The organism is Streptomyces spiroverticillatus (assembly GCA_014650415.1).
Classification (GTDB): Bacteria; Actinomycetota; Actinomycetes; order Streptomycetales; family Streptomycetaceae; genus Streptomyces; species Streptomyces spiroverticillatus.
Genome location: BMUX01000020.1, coordinates 1 through 17,977, shown reverse-complemented (window position 1 = coordinate 17,977; position 17,977 = coordinate 1). Strand labels below are relative to the sequence as shown.

17 protein-coding genes and 1 pseudogene are annotated in these 17,977 nt (G+C 72.0%); 11 read left to right on the top strand and 7 right to left on the bottom strand.

From position 1 onward, the window contains the following. The first annotated feature begins 46 nt into the window (after window positions 1-46). Together IE269_RS36010 and IE269_RS36005 are read left to right on the top strand one after the other, a co-directional pair. Window positions 47-694 (top strand): maleylpyruvate isomerase family mycothiol-dependent enzyme, encoded by a 648-nt coding sequence (locus IE269_RS36010; RefSeq protein WP_189827505.1) that lies wholly within the window; start codon window positions 47-49, stop codon window positions 692-694. A 179-nt stretch (window positions 695-873) separates the two neighbouring features. Then, a complete protein-coding gene (locus IE269_RS36005) occupies window positions 874-1,302 on the top strand; it encodes a VOC family protein (protein WP_189827504.1) in 429 nt (142 codons plus the stop codon). Window positions 1,303-1,356: 54 nt separating this feature from the next. On the opposite strand, the gene IE269_RS36000 is transcribed toward IE269_RS36005, so the two are convergent. Beyond that, entirely contained in the window at window positions 1,357-1,959 is a 603-nt protein-coding gene (locus tag IE269_RS36000; protein ID WP_189827503.1) for a DUF7691 family protein, read from the bottom strand. A 182-nt stretch (window positions 1,960-2,141) separates the two neighbouring features. Here IE269_RS36000 and mutA point away from each other — a divergent pair, with 182 nt between their 5' ends. From mutA to IE269_RS35980, 4 genes are all read left to right on the top strand, one after another. Then, a complete protein-coding gene (gene mutA, locus IE269_RS35995) occupies window positions 2,142-4,028 on the top strand; it encodes a methylmalonyl-CoA mutase small subunit (protein WP_189827502.1) in 1,887 nt (628 codons plus the stop codon). Next, a complete protein-coding gene (gene scpA, locus IE269_RS35990; protein WP_189827501.1) occupies window positions 4,028-6,262 on the top strand; it encodes a methylmalonyl-CoA mutase in 2,235 nt (744 codons plus the stop codon). Before mutA ends, scpA begins: the two co-directional genes overlap by 1 nt. Before the next feature lie 235 nt (window positions 6,263-6,497). Continuing rightward, window positions 6,498-7,493, top strand: coding sequence for a methylmalonyl Co-A mutase-associated GTPase MeaB (gene meaB, locus IE269_RS35985; RefSeq protein ID WP_189827500.1), 996 nt, complete (start codon window positions 6,498-6,500; stop codon window positions 7,491-7,493). Window positions 7,494-7,573: 80 nt separating this feature from the next. Then, the gene (locus tag IE269_RS35980) at window positions 7,574-8,422 is read left to right on the top strand and encodes an SAM-dependent methyltransferase (RefSeq protein ID WP_189827499.1); all 849 of its coding nucleotides are present in this window, start codon (window positions 7,574-7,576) and stop codon (window positions 8,420-8,422) included. A 107-nt stretch (window positions 8,423-8,529) separates the two neighbouring features. Here IE269_RS35980 and IE269_RS35975 read toward each other — a convergent pair whose 3' ends face one another. From IE269_RS35975 to IE269_RS35955, 5 genes are all read right to left on the bottom strand, one after another. Then, on the bottom strand, window positions 8,530-9,096 hold the full coding sequence (locus tag IE269_RS35975) for a YciI family protein (protein ID WP_189827498.1): 567 nt from the start codon (window positions 9,094-9,096) through the stop codon (window positions 8,530-8,532). A gap of 31 nt (window positions 9,097-9,127) precedes the next feature. Continuing rightward, on the bottom strand, window positions 9,128-10,081 hold the full coding sequence (locus IE269_RS35970; RefSeq protein ID WP_189827497.1) for a sensor histidine kinase: 954 nt from the start codon (window positions 10,079-10,081) through the stop codon (window positions 9,128-9,130). After that, window positions 10,078-10,947 (bottom strand): MEDS domain-containing protein, encoded by an 870-nt coding sequence (locus IE269_RS35965; protein ID WP_189827496.1) that lies wholly within the window; start codon window positions 10,945-10,947, stop codon window positions 10,078-10,080. Before IE269_RS35965 ends, IE269_RS35970 begins: the two co-directional genes overlap by 4 nt. A gap of 73 nt (window positions 10,948-11,020) precedes the next feature. Then, a complete protein-coding gene (locus tag IE269_RS35960; RefSeq protein WP_229898477.1) occupies window positions 11,021-11,887 on the bottom strand; it encodes a helix-turn-helix domain-containing protein in 867 nt (288 codons plus the stop codon). 9 nt (window positions 11,888-11,896) lie between these two features. Continuing rightward, window positions 11,897-12,724 (bottom strand): alpha/beta fold hydrolase, encoded by an 828-nt coding sequence (locus IE269_RS35955; protein WP_189827495.1) that lies wholly within the window; start codon window positions 12,722-12,724, stop codon window positions 11,897-11,899. 242 nt (window positions 12,725-12,966) lie between these two features. Between IE269_RS35955 and IE269_RS35950 the strand changes: the two genes are divergently transcribed. From IE269_RS35950 to IE269_RS35930, 5 genes are all read left to right on the top strand, one after another. Further along, complete coding sequence (locus tag IE269_RS35950; RefSeq protein WP_189827494.1) at window positions 12,967-13,473, top strand: type II toxin-antitoxin system HicB family antitoxin; 507 nt, start codon at window positions 12,967-12,969, stop codon at window positions 13,471-13,473. A gap of 71 nt (window positions 13,474-13,544) precedes the next feature. Next, entirely contained in the window at window positions 13,545-14,414 is an 870-nt protein-coding gene (locus IE269_RS35945; RefSeq protein WP_189827493.1) for a DUF4097 family beta strand repeat-containing protein, read from the top strand. Window positions 14,415-14,498: 84 nt separating this feature from the next. Continuing rightward, window positions 14,499-15,512 carry an ATP-binding cassette domain-containing protein gene (locus IE269_RS35940; protein ID WP_189827492.1) on the top strand — a complete coding sequence of 338 codons (1,014 nt, stop codon included), beginning with the start codon at window positions 14,499-14,501 and terminating at the stop codon, window positions 15,510-15,512. Then, a complete protein-coding gene (locus IE269_RS35935) occupies window positions 15,509-16,300 on the top strand; it encodes an ABC transporter permease (RefSeq protein WP_189827491.1) in 792 nt (263 codons plus the stop codon). The genes IE269_RS35940 and IE269_RS35935 overlap by 4 nt, the downstream gene beginning before the upstream one ends. A gap of 118 nt (window positions 16,301-16,418) precedes the next feature. Then, window positions 16,419-17,612, top strand: coding sequence for a cytochrome P450 (locus IE269_RS35930; protein ID WP_189827490.1), 1,194 nt, complete (start codon window positions 16,419-16,421; stop codon window positions 17,610-17,612). A gap of 104 nt (window positions 17,613-17,716) precedes the next feature. Here the strand turns inward: IE269_RS35930 and IE269_RS35925 are convergent. After that, window positions 17,717-17,977: pseudogene (locus IE269_RS35925) on the bottom strand (potassium-transporting ATPase subunit C); the annotation flags it as partial.

Genomic DNA, 17,977 nt, shown 5'->3' with positions numbered 1-17,977 from the left:
GAACCCTTCTTGGACTTATGGTGACGGCCCGACCACCCTTGTGATCATGGCGAAGACGAAGCTGCACACCGACGACGCGACGATCCGGGCGGCCGTTGCGGCCGAGCGCCGTGAACTGGCCGATCTGCTCGTCCGGTTGCCCGAGGAACGCTGGGACGAGCCGACGCTGTGCACCGGGTGGCGGGTGCGGGAGGTGGCGGCGCACATGTCGTTCGGCTTCCGGTACCCGATGCGCAAGGTGGTGGGCGAACTGGTGCGGGCGCGCGGCAGCATGGACCGGATGACCGACCGGGTCGCCCGCCGGGAGGCGGCGGAGATGTCCCGGCAGGAGATGGCCTCGGCGCTGCGGGAGAACGCGGACCACCCGTGGACGCCCCCGGTGGGCGGGTTCGCGGCGGCGCTGGGCCACGACGTGGTGCACGGGCTGGACATCACGATTCCGCTGGGCCTGGACCGGCAGGTGCCCGAGGACCGGCTGCGCATCGTGCTCGGCACGGCGAGCCCGATGGGCGCACGGTTCTTCGGGGCGAAGCTGGGCGGCGTACGGCTGCGGGCGGACGACCTGGAGTGGTCGTACGGGACGGGCAGCGAGGTGACGGGGCGGCCGCAGGACCTGGTGGCGGTGCTGTTCGGGCGGAAGGTGCCGGCGGGACGCCTGCGCGGCGCGGAGGCCGGTCGCTTCACCAGCGCGTGAACCCATCGCGTGAGCCCTGCGCGTGAGCCCTGCGCGTGAACCGCCACGCGCGCTGCCGTTCCCCCAACAGCCGCCCTCCCGGCGGCGTTTCCCCGCCCTGCGGGGGTACCCGCAGCACACAGCGGTGCCGCCGGTCCAGGCACGGCAGCGCGCGGACGAAGCAGAGGCGGGGCAGGGACATGACGGTGGAGAAGCGCACGGTACTGGTACTGGACTGCGCGGAGGCGGACGAACTGGCCCAGTTCTACGCCCGGTTGTTCGACGCGGAGACCCGGCGGGGCGAGGACATGGACTTCGTGGAGATCGTCGGGCACAACGGGGTGCACCTGGCGATCCGGCGCGACCACGGGTACGCGCCGCCGAGCTGGCCCCGCCCCGACGACTCCCAGCAGGCGCACCTGCGCATCCTGGTGGCCACCGATGACATGGACGAGGCGGAGCGCGAGGTGATCGGGCTGGGCGCCCGCCCGCTGGAGACCCCGAACAACACGGGCCTCAGCAGGGACGTGCGCCGCTTCTCCGACCCGGCCGGGCACCCCTTCTCCCTGGTCGCCTCACCGACCGGCGACGGCCAGGAGCAGCCGGAGGGCGAACTGCGGCTGGCGTGACGGCGGACCGGGGACCCGGGTATCAGAAGAAGAAGCGGAACGGGGACCAGTGCATCAGAAGAAGAAGCCGACCACTCCCGCGCCCTCCTTCGCCTCCGCCGCCTCCAGCCAGCCCACGACGGACTCGACCGCCCGGAGCACCTCGTCGTCCAGCCGGTCCCGCTGCTCCGGCGTGCTCGCCCGCCACTGCCGCAGTGCCTCGGCGCAGTCCGCCGCGCTCCACTCCCCGTAGCCGGGCACCTCCACGGGGCGCGGCAGCGGGGACGGCGGCGATCCGTAGGAGAAGTCGGTCAGTTCGACCGCGGTCATACCCAGGGCGGCCATTCCCTTCTCGACCTCCTCCAGCCAGGACCCGCGGAAGGGCGAGAAGGAGCTGTTGTCCAGGAAGCGGCCGTGGAACTCGCAGACCATCTGGTAGGCGTACGTGTACTGGAACGCCGACGGCTCCTCGAACGGCCCGCCCGCGATCACCGCGCGCAGCGCCTCGTACCGCGTGGGCGCGCCCTCGGCTATCTCGCTCGCGAACCACTGGTCGTCGTGCGCCATGCGGGACTTGAAGCGGCCGCCGATCATGCGGCGCAGCTTGTCGTCGCCGGAACCGACGGCGCTGCGGACCGTGGAGGGATCGACCAGGTACAGGCTCAGTGAGTAGCTCATGACCCCGACAGTAGGGGTAGGCACTGACAAGGCCTCCGAACCCCAGAAACAACCCCTGAACCACGCCCGCCGCTACTCCCCGGTAGGGCATTCGGCCGAACGGATCAAGGCAGGTCAGGAGAGGTCAAGGTCACAGCGGTTACCCCTGCTGCCCCTTTGGGGGGCTGCCCTAGCATCTGAGCATGACGGTCCTGCCTGACGACGGGCTCTCCCTGGCCGCCGAGTTCCCTGATGCGACCCATGAGCAGTGGCAGCGCCTGGTGGAAGGCGTGCTGCGCAAATCGGGTAAAGACGTCACGGGTGACGCGGCCGAAGAAGCCCTCTCCACTTCCCTCGACGACGGGCTGACGACACGCCCGCTGTACACCGCCGCCGACGACGCCCGCCGGGGCGACTCGCCCGGACTGCCCGGTTTCGCCCCGTTCACCCGGGGTGCGTTCGCCGCGGGCACGACGGCCGCGGGCGGCTGGGACGTACGGCAGCGGCACGAGCGCCCCGATCCGGTGCGCGCCAACGAAGCCGTGCTGGCGGACCTGGAGAACGGCGCGTCGTCGCTGTGGCTCGCGGTCGGCGGCTCCGGGCTTCCGGTGTCGGGCCTGGAGCAGGCCCTGTCCGGCGTGTATCTGGACCTGGCGCCCGTCGCCCTGGACGCGGGCGCCGAATTCGACGCCGCCGCACGGGAATTGCTGCGCCTGTACGAGCTGCACGGCGTCGCGGCCGAGGACGCGCGCGGCAACCTGGGCGCGGACCCGCTGGGGTACACCGCCCGTACCGGCGTGCACGACCCCGTACTCGCGGCTTCGGCCACCGAACTCGCCGAGCTGACGGCACGTCAGTACCCGCAGCTGCGCGCCCTGGTGGTGGATGCGCTGCCGTACCACGAGGCGGGCGCGTCGGCCGCGCAGGAGCTGGGCTGCTCGCTGGCCACCGGTGTCGCCTACCTGCGGCAGCTGACCGGGGCCGGACTCGACGTCGAAGCGGCCTGCGGGCAGCTCGACTTCCGGTACGCGGCGAGTGCCGACCAGTTCCTGACCATCGCCAAGTTCCGGGCGGCGCGCCGTCTGTGGGCCCGGGTCGCCGAGGCCTGCGGCGCGCCCGAGGCGGGGGCCCAGCGGCAGCACGCGGTGACGTCGTCGGTGATGATGACGCGCCGCGACCCCTGGGTGAACATGCTGCGCACCACGATCGCCTGCATGGCAGCCGGGGTGGGCGGCGCGGACGCCGTCACCGTGCTCCCCTTCGACCAGGCGATCGGCCTCCCCGACGCGTTCGCGCGCCGTATCGCCCGCAACACCTCGACGATCCTGGTCGAGGAGTCGCACCTGTCGCGGGTCGTCGACCCGGCGGGCGGCTCCTGGTACGTCGAGCAGCTCACCGACCAGCTGGCCGAGGCCGCCTGGGAGTGGTTCCAGGAGATCGAGCGGGCCGGCGGCCAGGCCGAGGGCCTGCGCTCGGGTCTGGTCGGCAGCCGGATCGCCGCCACCTGGGAGCGCCGTACGACCGCACTCGCCAAGCGCAGGGAACCCATCACCGGCGTCAGCGAGTTCCCGCTGCTCGCCGAGCGCGAGGTCAACCGGGACCCCGCCCCCGAGCGGCCCACCGGAGGACTGCCCCGGGTGCGCAGGGACGAGGCGTACGAGGTGCTGCGCAGCCGCTCCGACGCGCACCTGGCGGAGACCGGGGCGCGCCCGCGTGTCTTCCTCGCCGCGCTGGGTCCGGCCGCCGCGCACACCGGGCGTGTCACCTTCGCCGCGAACCTCTTCCAGGCGGGCGGCATCGAGCCGGTGCACGACCCGGTGACGGTGGACGCGGCGTCGGTCGCGGAGGCCTTTACGGCGAGCGGTGCGAGCGTGGCCTGCATCTGTTCCAGCGACGCCCTGTACGCCGAGCAGGCGGCGGACGTGGCGCGCGCCCTCAAGGAGGCGGGTGCGCGGACGGTGTTCCTCGCGGGCCGTCCCGGGGAAGCCGAAGAGACATACCGGAGCGCCGGCGTCGACGCGTTCGTCTTCGCGGGCTCGGACGCGGTGGCGACGCTCACCTCCGTCCTCGACCGTATGGAAGTGAAGTAATGGGCACCAATTCCCCGGGGATTCCCGACTTCTCGCAGATTCCGCTGGCCTCCGACCATGCGCCCGCCGCCTCCGACGAGCAGTGGCAGTCGGCCGTGAAGGAGGCCACCGGGCGCGGCGTGGCGGACCTGGTCTGGGACACGCCCGAGGGCATCCCGGTGAAGCCGCTGTACACGGAGAAGGACACCGAGGGCCTGGACTTCCTCCAGACGTACCCGGGTGTGGCACCGTACCTGCGCGGTCCGTACCCCACCATGTACGTCAACCAGCCGTGGACGATCCGCCAGTACGCGGGCTTCTCCACCGCCGAGGAGTCCAACGCCTTCTACCGGCGCAACCTCGCCGCAGGTCAGAAGGGCCTCTCCGTCGCCTTCGACCTGCCGACGCACCGGGGGTACGACAGCGACCACCCGCGCGTCACCGGCGACGTCGGCATGGCGGGCGTGGCGATCGACTCGATCTACGACATGCGGCAGCTCTTCGACGGCATCCCGCTGGACAAGATGTCGGTGTCGATGACGATGAACGGCGCGGTGCTGCCCGTGCTGGCGCTGTACATCGTGGCGGCCGAGGAGCAGGGGGTGCCGCCCGAGAAGCTGGCGGGGACCATCCAGAACGACATCCTCAAGGAGTTCATGGTCCGCAACACCTACATCTATCCGCCGAAGCCCTCGATGCGGATCATCTCCGACATCTTCGCGTTCACCTCGCAGAAGATGCCGCGCTACAACTCCATCTCGATCTCCGGCTATCACATCCAGGAGGCGGGTGCGACGGCCGACCTGGAGCTGGCGTACACCCTCGCGGACGGGGTCGAGTATCTGCGCGCGGGGCTCGAAGTCGGCCTGGACGTCGACGCGTTCGCGCCGCGCCTGTCCTTCTTCTGGGCGATCGGCATGAACTTCTTCATGGAGATCGCCAAGATGCGGGCGGCGCGTCTGCTGTGGGCGAAGCTGGTCAAGCAGTTCGACCCGAAGAACGCCAAGTCCCTTTCGCTGCGCACCCATTCGCAGACCTCGGGCTGGTCGCTGACCGCGCAGGACGTCTTCAACAACGTGCCGCGCACCTGCATCGAGGCGATGGCCGCCACCCAGGGCCACACCCAGTCGCTGCACACCAACGCCCTCGACGAGGCCCTGGCCCTGCCGACGGACTTCTCGGCGCGCATCGCCCGCAACACACAGCTCCTGCTCCAGCAGGAGTCGGGCACCGGGCGGGTCATCGACCCGTGGGGCGGCTCCGCCTACGTCGAGAAGCTGACGTACGACCTGGCGCGGCGTGCCTGGCAGCACATCGAGGAGGTTGAGGCGGCCGGCGGTATGGCGAAGGCGATCGACGCGGGCATCCCCAAGCTCCGTATCGAGGAGGCCGCCGCGCGCACCCAGGCGCGGATCGACTCGGGCCGCCAGCCGGTGATCGGCGTGAACAAGTACCGGGTGGAGACCGACGAGGAGATCGACGTCCTCAAGGTCGACAACTCGTCGGTGCGCGCCCAGCAGATCGCCAAGCTGAAGCGGCTGCGCGAGGAGCGCGACGAGGCGGCCTGCCAGGACGCCCTGCGCGCCCTGACTGCCTCCGCCGAGCGCGGCTCCTCCAGCAGCCTGGACGACAACCTCCTCGCGCTCGCGGTGAACGCGGCGCGCGCGAAGGCGACCGTCGGCGAGATCTCGGACGCGCTGGAGAAGGTGTACGGCCGCCACGCGGGCCAGATCCGTACGATCGCCGGTGTGTACCGCAACGAGGCAGGAGAGTCCCCTTCCGTGGAGCGCACCCGGGCCCTGGTCGACGCCTTCGCCGAGGCGGAGGGCCGCCGTCCGCGCATCCTGGTCGCCAAGATGGGCCAGGACGGCCACGACCGCGGCCAGAAGGTGATCGCCACCGCCTTCGCCGACCTGGGCTTCGACGTGGACGTCGGCCCGCTGTTCCAGACCCCGGCGGAGGTGGCGCGCCAGGCCGTCGAGGCGGACGTGCACATCGTCGGCGTGTCGTCCCTCGCGGCCGGGCACCTGACCCTCGTACCGGCGCTCCGCGAGGAGCTGGCGGCGGAGGGCCGCCAGGACGTGATGATCGTCGTCGGCGGTGTCATTCCGCCGCAGGACGTGCCCGCGCTGCACGAGGCGGGCGCGACGGCGGTCTTCCCGCCGGGCACGGTCATCCCGGACGCCGCGTTCGACCTGGTGCAGCGGCTGGCCGAGGCACTGGGGCACGAGCTGGCGGTGCCGGGCGGAGAGTGAGACGGCCGGACCGCACCGGACGACACGCCGGGCGTACGGTACGGCGCGCACGCCGTACCGCCGCCGCCCGTGCGGCCCGCCCGGGACGGACCCGTACGGTCGCCGCAGTCGTACGGCCCGGCACACTGGCCGTACGGTGACCACCACCGTGCGGCGCGCGCCCCGTGTCCCGGGGCCGCCGCCGCACGGAGACCGACCCGCATGCCCCTGAAGCCGGACGGAGACTGAGAACCGTATGCCCCCGAAGATCGACATCGAGGCGTACGCCAAGGGCGTGCTCGACGGGAAGCGGGCCTTCGTGGCCCGTGCGATCACCCTCGTCGAGTCGTCCCGCCCCGACCACCGGGAGCTCGCCCAGCGACTGCTGACCGAACTGCTGCCGCACTCGGGGTCGGCGCGCCGCATCGGGATCAGCGGGGTGCCCGGTGTCGGCAAGTCGACGTTCATCGACGCGTTCGGCACGATGCTGACGGGGCTCGGGCACCGGGTCGCGGTGCTCGCCGTGGATCCCTCCTCCAGCCGTACGGGCGGCTCCATCCTGGGTGACAAGACCCGGATGGAGCGCCTCGCCGTCGATCCGGCCGCGTACGTCCGGCCCTCCCCTTCGGCGGGCACGCTGGGCGGTGTGGCGCGGGCGACGCGCGAGGCGATGGTGGTGGTCGAGGCGGCCGGGTACGACGTCGTCCTCGTGGAGACGGTGGGTGTCGGGCAGTCGGAGACGGCCGTGGCGCACATGGTCGACACCTTCCTGCTGCTGACGCTGGCGCGCACGGGCGACCAGCTCCAGGGCATCAAGAAGGGCGTCCTGGAGCTTGCGGACGTCGTCGCGGTGAACAAGGCCGACGGCCCGCACGAGCGCGACGCGCGTTCCGCGGCACGGGAGTTGGCGGGCGCCCTGCGCCTCATGCACCCCGCCGACGCCGCCTGGACTCCCCCGGTGCTCAGTTGCAGCGCCCGCGAGTCGGCCGGGCTCGACACGGTGTGGGACCGGCTGGAGCAGCACCGCACGCTTCTCGACTCGACGGGCCGGCTGGCCGCCAAGCGCGCCGACCAGCAGGTCGACTGGGCGTGGTCGATGGTCCGCGATGAACTCCTCGGCCGGCTGCGCGCCCATCCGGGTGTGCGCGGTGTGACACCTGAGGTCGAACAGGCTTTGCGGGACGGCGAGTTGACGGCGACACTGGCGGCGGAAAGGATCCTCGCGGCGTTCGGCGAACAGCCCGGCCAGTGACCGGGCGTGCCCCCCAGGGGCACCGACCCCGGCGCCCCGAGGCGGCCGAGCGACACCGGGGAACCTGAGGAGACACGCGCATGACCGCCGCTTCGAAATCCACCGCTTCGAAATCCACCGTTTCGAGAACCGCCACTTCGAAGTCCGCCGCTTCGAGAATCGACACCACCCGCCCGCACACGGCCCGCATCTGGAACTACTGGCTGGACGGCAAGGACAACTACCCCGTGGACCAGGCGGCGGGCGACCAGATCCGCGCGCTGCACCCCGGCATCGGGGACTACGCGCGCGCCGACCGCGCGTTCCTCGGACGGTCGGTGCGGTACCTCACCGCCGAGGCGGGCATACGCCAGTTCCTCGACATCGGCACGGGGCTGCCGAGCGCGGACAACACCCACGAAGTGGCGCAGCGGATCGCCCCCGAGTCCCGGGTCGTGTACGTCGACAACGACCCCATCGTCCTGACGCACGCCCAGGCCCTGCTGACCAGCACGCCCGAGGGCCGCACCGCCTACGTGGACGCCGACCTGCGCGACATCGACACGGTGCTGGGGCACGCCGCGAAGACCCTCGACCTGTCGCAGCCGGTCGCCCTGATGCTGCTCGGCGTCGTGATCTTCATTGAGGACGAGGCGGAGTCGCTCGCCCTCGTACGACGCCTGATGGACGCCCTGCCCTCCGGCAGCCACCTGGTCCTCTCGCACACGATCACCAGCCCGTCGATGCCGGACGTCGACGCGGCGGTGGCGTTCTGGAACGAGAACGGCACGCCGAAGCTCACCCAGCGCACCCCGGACCGCGTCGAGCGCTACTTCGACGGGCTGGACCTGCTCGCCCCCGGAGTGGTCTCGTGCAACCACTGGCGGCCCGACGAGACCCAACTGGCCCCGGAAGTAGCCATGTTCGGAGGCGTCGGCCGCAAACCGTAGCAGCTACTGCACCCACGTCCGTTGCCTCAGCGCCGTGTCCGCCGCGTCGAGGATGTTGGCGCAGGTACGGGCGATGACCGGCCGGGCAAGGCCCGGGGCCCGCTCTGTCAGCGTCGCCCGCCGCACTGCCAGCGGTGCACCTCGATCTCCGCGTATGCGCCTGCGGTCAGGACGGCGCGCGCAGCGTCTGCGTCCGGGGCCCTGACCAGCGCCGCCGTGCCCAGCCACGTCTCGCCGTCGTCGGACAGCAGCGGCCCGTACGCGATGAGGCTGTTCCGGTCGACCGAGGGCTCCAGGTCCGCGGCCTCCCCTTCGCCGCGGGCCTCGGCGAGCCCGAGCACGACGTACCGGTCGCCGTCGTCGTTCAGGCCGCCCGGGTACTCCCACATGGTGCGCCCCAGAACATTGCACCACCGTCGCACCATCACGTCCCGGAAGGCGCCCGCCTGGTAGCAGGGCTCCTCGAAGGCGAAGGTGCGGGCGGCCTCCGGTCCCGGGAGGTCCACGATGTGCACACTGCCGACAAGGGTTTCGTCGGCGTCGTCGGTGAACACCGGCCCACGGGCGAGGAGTTCCTTCTCGTACGTGTCCATGTACGACCAGTGCCGCTCGCCCAGCGCCTCGCGCAGCGGCAGCGAATCCGTACGGTCCCGGTGGTAGCAGAAGAATTCCATGCCTCATGATCGCCCGCGGGCGGCACCCCGGCTAGGCCGTTTCCAGGTGCAGCCGGAGCACCAGTCCCTGCTCCGTCGCCCGTACCTCCACCAGGTCGCACAGCTGGTGGATGATCCACATGCCGCGGCCGCCGTTCGGGGCGAACGGGTCGGGGCGGCGGCGGCCTGTGAGCGGGTCGGCGAGGCGGCCCTGGTCGCTGATCTCCGCGATCACCGAGCGGTCCTCGCACCACATGCGCAGCACGCCCCGGCCGCCGCCGTGGCGCACCGAGTTGCTGAGCGCCTCACCGACGGCCAGCAGCCAGTCGGCGCGGCGGGAGTACGTCAGGCCCGCGGCCTGCGCCCAGGCGGACGCCGCGTCGCGGGTCCGGCCCAGCGTGTCCACGTCGAAGGCGAGGGAGACGGCGTCCCGGGGCTCCGGGAGGGGGTGGTCGAGGTCGCGGCAGACCTTGTGCGGGTCGGTGTAGCGGGTGCTGGGGCGGTACGGTCCGGGGCCGCCGACGAAGGGGTGCGTGCGGTGCGCCCGGTCCAGGACGTCGGCGGGCAGCGCGGTGTCGTACGGGCACAGGATGTCTGCCTCGCGGCCCGCGAAGGCCACGTTGATCAGCGCTTCGTGGCGGGTGGCCTCCAGGGCTTCGGCCGGGGTGCGGCCGACCCAGATGGGCTCGCCGACGATCGACACCCGTGCCCCGTCGGCACGGTCCGCGAACTGCTGGATCAGGGAGAGGATGCGCCCGGGATTGCGTCCCGCGCGGGTCATGTCCTCCCAGGTGACGTCGGCGCGCGCGGGGCCGAGGAAGCCCTGCAGCAGTGCGAGGCGGGGGCCGGGGACGGCCACCAGGACGGGCCGGCCGTCGGCCACGGCGTCGCGGACGAAGCCGCCGACGCCCTCGCGGTAGGAGTCCGGGCCGGTGTAGAAGAAGGCCGGGTGGAAGAACGGGAACCGGTGGCCGGGCACGGCGGTCACCCGGGAGCGCGTGGTCATCGTGCGACGACCTCCAGCCTGGAGCCCAGTTCCGGGAAGAGGTCCAGCAGCCGCCGCACGTCCGGTGGCGGCCGCAGGAGCCGCAGGGGGGTGCTTCCCGGGCAGCGGGCGGCCGCCCGGGCGAGGGTGGCCAGCGACTCGGCGTCGAGGTGGCGCAGGGCGGAGAGGTCCAGGGCGAGGCCGGGGTACGGGGTGCGGGTCAGGGCGGCGGCAGCGGCGGCGAGGACGCGCCGGGTGTCGTACCCCGCCGAGCCGTCGAGCCGGAATCCGGGGGCCTCGTCCAACGGGGCCACTTTCAGGGCGGGTTCGGCGACGGAATCCCCGCGGTGCGAAAGATGCGCACCCGCCAGCAGACCCAACCGCTCCCGGGACATCAGCCGCCGGTCGTAGAAGCACCACCCCGTCAACGGGAGTTGCTCGAACACCTCGTGGTGGATGCGCAGTTCGTACTCCAGCATGCGGTCGGCCTCCCCCGCGTCGCGCTCCGCGAAGGACATCTCGCCGATGACACGCAGCCCCCGGTAGCCGTCCGCGAAGGCCGTATCGACGGTCGCGTGCCACTGGCCGATCAGCGCGTCCGGGTCGAAGGCGGCGTCCGCGCGATACCCCGAGGACACGCTCTCCACCACCAACTGGGCACTGCGAACCGCCCCTTGGGCGTCGATGCCCGCGTCGGTGAGCGTGCGCAGCACCTGGGCGGGTTCGGTGGCGTACGCGAAGTAGCGCATCGCCTCGTGCCGGGTCAGGCCGTCCCGGACGAATCCGCACACGTGCTCGGCCCACCGCCGGTCGTCGGAGTAGACGATGCTGGAGTGCCGCCCACCCGCCCGCGCGGTGGGTCCGGCCGCATTGGGCGCTGTGGCCACGCTGCACGTCCCCTGCTGGCTTCCCTGCCTGTCCCGCTCATCAAAACACACAGCCCGCACCGCCGTGCGGCCTTCAGCGTCCGGCCGCCCCTCCGGGCCAGGCGATGTCGTCGATGGCCAGCCACGGCGCGGCCGCCAGCGCCGTGGGCGTCAGTCCGACGAACTCCCGTACGTCACGGTGCAGATGGGGCTGGTCCGCGTACCCGCAGCCGAGGGCGACGTCGGCCGGCGGGCGGCCTGCCGCGAGGAGGTGTGCCGCGCGGTCGAAGCGGACCAGGCGGGCGGCACGCTTGGGGGTGATGCCGAGCTGGGAGCCGAAGCGGGCCGAGAGCCGCTTGCGGCTCCAGCCCGTCTCGTACGCCAACGCCTCGACCCGCACGCACCCTTGCCCGGCGAGTGTCCGCCGCCAGGTGTGCTCGACCTCGGGATCGACCGGCGGCCGCCGCTCCCGGCGCTCTTCGGCCCGGCGGCCGAGCAGTCCGACGGCGGCGGCGAAGCGCGCGTCCCAGGACACGGCTGCGCGCAGCCGCTCCTCGGCCTGCTCGGCGGCGCTGCGGCCCCAGACGTCCGCGAGTGAGGCCACCTCTCCGACGAGCTCGGCCGCCGGGCCGAGCACGGCCGCCGCGGCGACGGGCCCGAGCCGGATCTGGAGGCAGGCACCGACCGGGCCGCCCGCCCTGAATTCGCCGGGCAGGAGGCCGACGGCGGCACTCCCTCGCACGTACCGGCCCTCGGTGCCGCAGACGAGCCCGTCACCGCCGCCCAGGTCGAACAGCAGGGTGACGGAGGGGTGCGCCACCATGGCGATCTCCACGGCCGCGGGGGCGTCGGCGACGCGCTGCCCGAACCCGGCCATGGCGACACCGGGCAGTCCGGCCGTCGCCCGCGGGACCGTGATGTCCACAGCCGCCCAGTCGAGGGGCGTCGCCTGCTCCAACATGCTGTCAGGCTAAGCCTGTTGACGCCGCTCGGACGGGGCGCCTGCGCCCCGTTCCACGAACTCCAGCAGCAGCCGGGCGGTCTCCTCCGGTGCTTCCCACAGGGGTACGTGTCCGACGCCCGCCAGCATCTCGACCCGCGCGACGGTTGCGTACAGCCGTGCCGACGCCGGGTCCCAGCGCGGATCGGCGCCGCCGAAGACGACCCGCACGGGCACGTCGAGGGCGGCGAGGCGGTCGGGGACGGCACGTTCGGCGAGGTAGGCGTCGTATCCGTGCAGCACCCGGCGGAATCCGCGGTACGTGGTGTGCTTCAGGTCGGCGACCACCGCGTCCGGCACGGGCACCGGCCGGGCCATCGTCGCCGCCAGCCCCTTGCGGACCATCGGCTCGGACCGCACCGCCCACACCAGCGGCCCGAACGGCGGCGCGGTCAGGGCCCGTACGATCGCGGGCTGCGGAAGGAGCGCCTCGGCACGCGGCCCGGTACTGATCAGCACCAGTGCGGCCGCGAGGTCGGGACGGCGTTCGGCGAGCGCGGTGGCGACGTAACCGCCGCTGGAGTGGCCGGCCACGGTGACCGACCGCAGCCCGAGGCCGTCGAGGACCTCCGCGACCCGGTCGGCCTGGGCGGGGACGTCGTAGGTCGGCGGGGGCGGCGACTGGCCGCTGCCGGGGAGGTCGACCCGTACGACATGGTGGTGCGCGGCGAGCGCGGGAAGCATCGGGCCCCAGGAGGCGCCGGACGCGCCCGACCCGTGGAGCAGCAGCAGGGGCGGCCCTTGCGGCGGGCCGTCGTGGACCACGTGGATGCCGTTGGCGGCGTCGTGTTCGCTCATGCATCCGAGAGTGCGCCGCCGCCTCCGGCCCGTCTTGTACGAATGTCGCACCTCCTGCGCCACGGATGGCACCACGCGTGCCGCGATGGCACCACATCCGGCACCCCGACATCGATGGCACACCCTTGGCCGCGACCCGGCATTCCACATGAGCCCAGGTCACAGCCATACGCGCGCCATGCTTCCGGGATTTCCCACGGAACCACTTGCCCATGACGCCAAAGTGGTGCCATGATGACGCCATGGACCTCACCCCGTACGTCGACACCCTCCGCCGCGAACTCGCGGTGGCCGCCGAAGCCGGTGGCACCGAGGCCCGCGCGCTGGCCGAGAAGCTCACCGCGCCCCTGGACGCGGCGGCCCGGCTGACGATGCTCCACGTGCTCTCGGCCGCGACGAACGAGATCACCCGCGAGCTGGCCCCCGGCTCGGTCGACGTACGGATGCGGGGCTTGGACCCCGACTTCGTGGTGGCGCTGCCGCCCGCCGACAGCCGTGCCCCGATGAGCCCGACCGCACCGCACGGCAGCCCCGTGACCGACGGCGACGACGGCGCGGTCGCCCGCGTCAACCTGCGTCTCCCGGCACACCTCAAGTCCCGTACGGAGGAGGCCGCGGCCCGCGAGGGCCTGTCGCTCAACGCGTGGCTCGTGCGCGCCGCCGCGACCGTCCTCGACGCCGAGCCCCGGCCCCGTACGGCGGAGAAGATCCCCACCATGGGCAACAGCTTCACGGGCTGGGCGCAGTAGCCCGGCACCCGCACCACCCCACCTCACGTCCCCTCGCGGGACGGCCCCGAGACCCGAAGGACACCACAGCCATGCCTGCTCGCGACACTTCCACCTTCGACACTCCCGGACCGATCTCGGCCACGACCCGCGTGGAGGCCGGTTCCCTCCAGTTCACCGCGACCGACCGCACCGACACCGTCGTGACGGTGGAGCCCCGCAACACCAAGAAGGAGCTGGACGTACGGGCCGCCGAGCAGACGGAGGTCTCCTTCGCGAACGGCGTGCTGAACGTCCGTACGCCCAAGCCCAATCTGCTGGGCCTCAGCATCGGCCGCGTCGGCACCGTCGACGTGACGGTCGAACTGCCGGCGGGCTCACGCGTCGACATGGCCGGGGCCTGGACCCAGATGCTCGCCGAGGGGCGACTCGGCGAGGTGCGGGTCAAGACCTCCTCCGGCGACGTCCGCCTCGACGAGACCGGACCGCTGAACCTGACCGCCTCGCACGGTTCCATCACCGTGGACCGGGTCGCGGGCCGGGCCGAGGTCACCACCAGCTCCGGCAGCGTGCGCCTCGGTCACGTGGACGGCCCGGCCGTCGTCAAGAACTCGCACGGCACCACCACCGTCGGCACCGTGACCGGCGAACTGCACGTGCGCAACGCCGTCGGCGACATCGACGTCACCCGGGCCGAGGACTCGGTGACCGCGGCCACCGCCCACGGCACGCTCCGGATCGCCGAAGTGGTGCGCGGCACCGTGCAGTTGGAGACCAGTCACGGGGCCATCGAGGTCGGCGTGCGCGACGGCACGGCCACCTGGCTCGACGTCGACGCGGGCGCCGGCCAGGTGCGCAACGCGCTCGCCTCCGCCGAGCCGCCGGAGCAGACCGAGGAGACCGTCAAGGTCCGTGCGCGCACCAAGTACGGCAACATCACCGTCCGCCGCGCCAAGGCCTGATCCCCGGGCCGGCCCCGGCCGGGGCCGGCCCCACCCCTCCCAGCCCACCCCTCCCAGCCCCCGCCTCCCAGAACGGGAAGACCCATGCCTTCTGCTGTCATGCCCACACCAGACCGAGATGCCGCTGCCTCCGCCGCCGTCTCCGCCACAGGCCTGCGCAAGTCGTACGGCGACAAGACCGTCCTCGACGGCATCGACCTGCACATCCCCGCCGGAACCGTCTTCGCCCTGCTCGGGCCGAACGGGGCGGGCAAGACCACCGCCGTGAAGATCCTCTCCACCCTCATCGGCGCGGACGGCGGGCAGGCCAGTGTCGCGGGCCACGACCTCGCCGCGAGCCCGCAGTCCGTCCGGGCCGCGATCGGCGTCACGGGACAGTTCTCCGCCGTCGACGGGCTGATCACCGGCGAGGAGAACATGCTCCTCATGGCGGACCTGCACCGCCTGCCCCGCCGCGAGGGCCGCCGGGTCACCGCCGAACTCCTGGCCCGCTTCGACCTGACCGACGCGGCGAAGAAGCCCGCCTCCACCTACTCCGGCGGCATGAAGCGCCGGCTCGACATCGCCATGACCCTGGTCGGCAACCCGCGGATCATCTTCCTGGACGAGCCCACCACCGGCCTCGACCCGCGCTCCCGGCACAACATGTGGGGCATCATCCGCGACCTGGTCACCGGCGGCGTCACCGTCTTCCTCACCACGCAGTACCTGGAGGAGGCCGACGAGCTGGCCGACCGCATCGCCGTCCTCAACAACGGCAGGATCGCCGCCGAGGGCACCGCCGCCGAACTGAAGCGCATGATCCCCGGCGGGCACGTCCGGCTCCGCTTCACCGACCCGGCCGCCTACCGGTCGGCGGCCACCGTACTGAACGAGGCCACCCGCGACGACGAGGCCCTCGCGCTCCAGATCCCCAGCGACGGCAGCCAGCGCGAACTGCGCTCCGTCCTGGACTGGCTGGACTCCGCCGGCATCGCGGCCGACGAACTGACCGTGCACACCCCCGACCTCGACGACGTCTTCTTCGCCCTGACCGGCAGCACCGACCGCACGACCGCCACCACCGTCCCCCACCAGCCCAAGGAGGCTGTGCGATGAGCTCCCTGTCCCTCGCCGCGCGCGACTCGTCCACGATGCTGCGCCGCAACCTCCTGCACGCGCGCCGCTATCCGTCGCTCACCCTGAACCTGCTGCTCACGCCGGTCATGCTGCTGCTGCTCTTCGTGTACATCTTCGGAGACGCGCTCAGCGCGGGCATCACCGGCGCCGGAGCCGACCGCGCCGACTACATCGCGTACATCGTCCCGGGCATCCTGCTGATGACCATCGGCGGTACCACGATCGGCAGCGCGGTGTCCGTCTCGACCGACATGAGCGAGGGGATCATCGCCCGGTTCCGGACGATGGCGATCCACCGGGGGTCGATCCTGATCGGGCACGTCGTCGGCAGTGTCCTCCAGTGCGTGCTGAGCGTGGTCGTCGTGGGCGCCGTCGGCGTGGCCATCGGTTTCCGCTCCAAGGACGCCACGGTCGTGGAGTGGCTGCTGGCCTTCGCCCTGCTCGTCGCCTTCTCCCTGGCGCTCACCTGGATCGCGGTCGGGATGGGCCTGATCAGCCCGAACGCGGAGGCGGCCAGCAACAACGCGATGCCGCTGATCTTCCTGCCGTTGATCTCCAGCACCTTCGTGCCGGTCGACGCGATGCCGGGCTGGTTCCAGCCGATCGCGGAGTACCAGCCCTTCACTCCGGCGATCGAGACCCTTCGGGGGCTGCTGCGCGGCACCGAGATCGGGTACAACGGGTGGCTGGCCGCGGGCTGGTGCCTGGGCCTCGCCGTCCTGGGCTACTTCTGGTCCAAGTCGGTCTTCAACCGCGACCCCAAGTAGCAGCCCCTGGTGGGACGGTGCGCTGCGCCACCGTGTCGGAGCGCACCGTCCCACCGGTCCCACCGCTCGACTGCGCCATGTCGTTCCACAAGCCGAGAACCCGAACCGAGGACTGGTCATGAACGCATCACCGCACACCCTCTCCCCGCTCCCGACGGAGCGCCGCCCCGGTTGCCCCTTCGACCCGCCGCAGGAGCTGATCGAGGCCCGCGAACAGGCCCCGCTCAGCCGCATCACCCACCCCGGCGGGGTGCCCGGCTGGATGATCACCGGGTACGACCTGGTGAAGTCGGTGCTGGCCGACCCCCGGTTCAGCTCGCGCAAGGAACTGCTGAACATCGTCGCCGACTTCGAGATCCCGCCGGCGCCGCCCGGCGAGTTCCTGCTGATGGACGACCCGCAGCACTCGCGCTACCGCAAGCCGCTGATAGCCAAGTTCACCGCCCGGCGGCTGCGGCTGCTGACCGAGCGGATCGAGCAGATCACCACCGAGTGCCTGGACGCGATGGAGAAGGCGGGCCCGTCGGCGGACCTGGTGACGGCGTTCGCCAAGCCCATCCCGACCATCGTGATCTGCGAGCTGCTGGGCGTTCCGTACGATCAGCGCGCGTCCTTCGAGGAGCAGATCGCCCTGTTCATGAACGGCGAGCCCAGCGACGAGGAACTGCTCGCCGCGTACACGGCGATCCAGCAGTACCTGGCGGAGCTGGTGGTTGCCAAGCGCGCCCACCCCACCGACGACGTGCTCAGCGAACTCACCGGGAGCGACCTGACCGACGAGGAGTTGCAGGGCATCGGCCTGATCCTGCTGGCCGCCGGACTCGACACCACCGCGAACGTGCTGGCGCTGGGCACCTTCGCCCTGCTCCAGCACCCCGAGCAACTGGCCGCGCTGCGTGCGGACCCCTCGCTCACCGACAAGGCCGTCGAGGAGCTGATGCGCTATCTGAGCGTCGCGAAGACGTTCATGCGTACGGCGACGGAGGACGTCGAACTGGGCGGCCAGCTGATCGAGGCGGGCACGACGGTCCTGCTGTCGTACAACACCGCCAACCGCGACCCGGAGCGCTTCGCCGACCCCCACACGCTGGACATCCGGCGTCAGGCCGGCGGCCACCTGGGCTTCGGGCACGGCGCGCACCTGTGCCTGGGGGCGCAGCTCGCCCGCATCGAGATGCGGATCGCCTTCCCGGCCCTGCTGGAGCGCTTCCCGACGCTGCGCCTGGCCGTACCCGCCGAGGAAGTCGCGCTGCGCCCGGAGGCTGCGGACATCTACGGGGTGAAGAGCCTGCCGGTCACCTGGGACGTGTAACGGATGATCGCGGAAGCCGACGAGCCCCGGGTGCGGGTCCGTCGGCTTCCGGGCGCGTCTTCTACCTCATCAGCCCTTGTTCACCTTGTTCGTATTGTCGGCANGTCGGTGTTCTCGGTGACGAGCTTGTCGACGGCGGCGAGGTCGAGGTGGTTCTTCTCGGCGACGCGGTGGGTCTGGAGTTTCGCGTACGTCGGGGAGATGTGCGGGTCGAGGCCGGAGCCGGAGGAGGTGACGGCGTCGGCGGGGATGTCGGAGGGCTTCACCGGGTGGGTGGGGGTGGAGTTGTCCTTGATGACGGCCTGCTGGGCGGAGAGGACCTTGTAGCAGAGGGTGGCCTGCTCGTCTTCGGTCTTGTACGCGGA

Bases quoted from the DNA above. Each gene is read 5' to 3' on its own strand.
- IE269_RS35930 (WP_189827490.1), top strand. From the start codon at position 16,419: ATGAACGCATCACCGCACACCCTCTCCCCGCTCCCGACGGAGCGCCGC.
- IE269_RS35980 (WP_189827499.1), top strand. From the start codon at position 7,574: ATGACCGCCGCTTCGAAATCCACCGCTTCGAAATCCACCGTTTCGAGA.
- mutA (WP_189827502.1), top strand. From the start codon at position 2,142: ATGACGGTCCTGCCTGACGACGGGCTCTCCCTGGCCGCCGAGTTCCCT.
- IE269_RS35940 (WP_189827492.1), top strand. From the start codon at position 14,499: ATGCCTTCTGCTGTCATGCCCACACCAGACCGAGATGCCGCTGCCTCC.
- IE269_RS35955 (WP_189827495.1), bottom strand. From the start codon at position 12,724: ATGAGCGAACACGACGCCGCCAACGGCATCCACGTGGTCCACGACGGC.
- IE269_RS35970 (WP_189827497.1), bottom strand. From the start codon at position 10,081: ATGACCACGCGCTCCCGGGTGACCGCCGTGCCCGGCCACCGGTTCCCG.
- IE269_RS35945 (WP_189827493.1), top strand. From the start codon at position 13,545: ATGCCTGCTCGCGACACTTCCACCTTCGACACTCCCGGACCGATCTCG.
- IE269_RS36010 (WP_189827505.1), top strand. From the start codon at position 47: ATGGCGAAGACGAAGCTGCACACCGACGACGCGACGATCCGGGCGGCC.
- meaB (WP_189827500.1), top strand. From the start codon at position 6,498: ATGCCCCCGAAGATCGACATCGAGGCGTACGCCAAGGGCGTGCTCGAC.
- scpA (WP_189827501.1), top strand. From the start codon at position 4,028: ATGGGCACCAATTCCCCGGGGATTCCCGACTTCTCGCAGATTCCGCTG.
- IE269_RS35950 (WP_189827494.1), top strand. From the start codon at position 12,967: ATGGACCTCACCCCGTACGTCGACACCCTCCGCCGCGAACTCGCGGTG.
- IE269_RS36000 (WP_189827503.1), bottom strand. From the start codon at position 1,959: ATGAGCTACTCACTGAGCCTGTACCTGGTCGATCCCTCCACGGTCCGC.
- IE269_RS35935 (WP_189827491.1), top strand. From the start codon at position 15,509: ATGAGCTCCCTGTCCCTCGCCGCGCGCGACTCGTCCACGATGCTGCGC.
- IE269_RS35960 (WP_229898477.1), bottom strand. From the start codon at position 11,887: ATGTTGGAGCAGGCGACGCCCCTCGACTGGGCGGCTGTGGACATCACG.
- IE269_RS35975 (WP_189827498.1), bottom strand. From the start codon at position 9,096: ATGGAATTCTTCTGCTACCACCGGGACCGTACGGATTCGCTGCCGCTG.
- IE269_RS36005 (WP_189827504.1), top strand. From the start codon at position 874: ATGACGGTGGAGAAGCGCACGGTACTGGTACTGGACTGCGCGGAGGCG.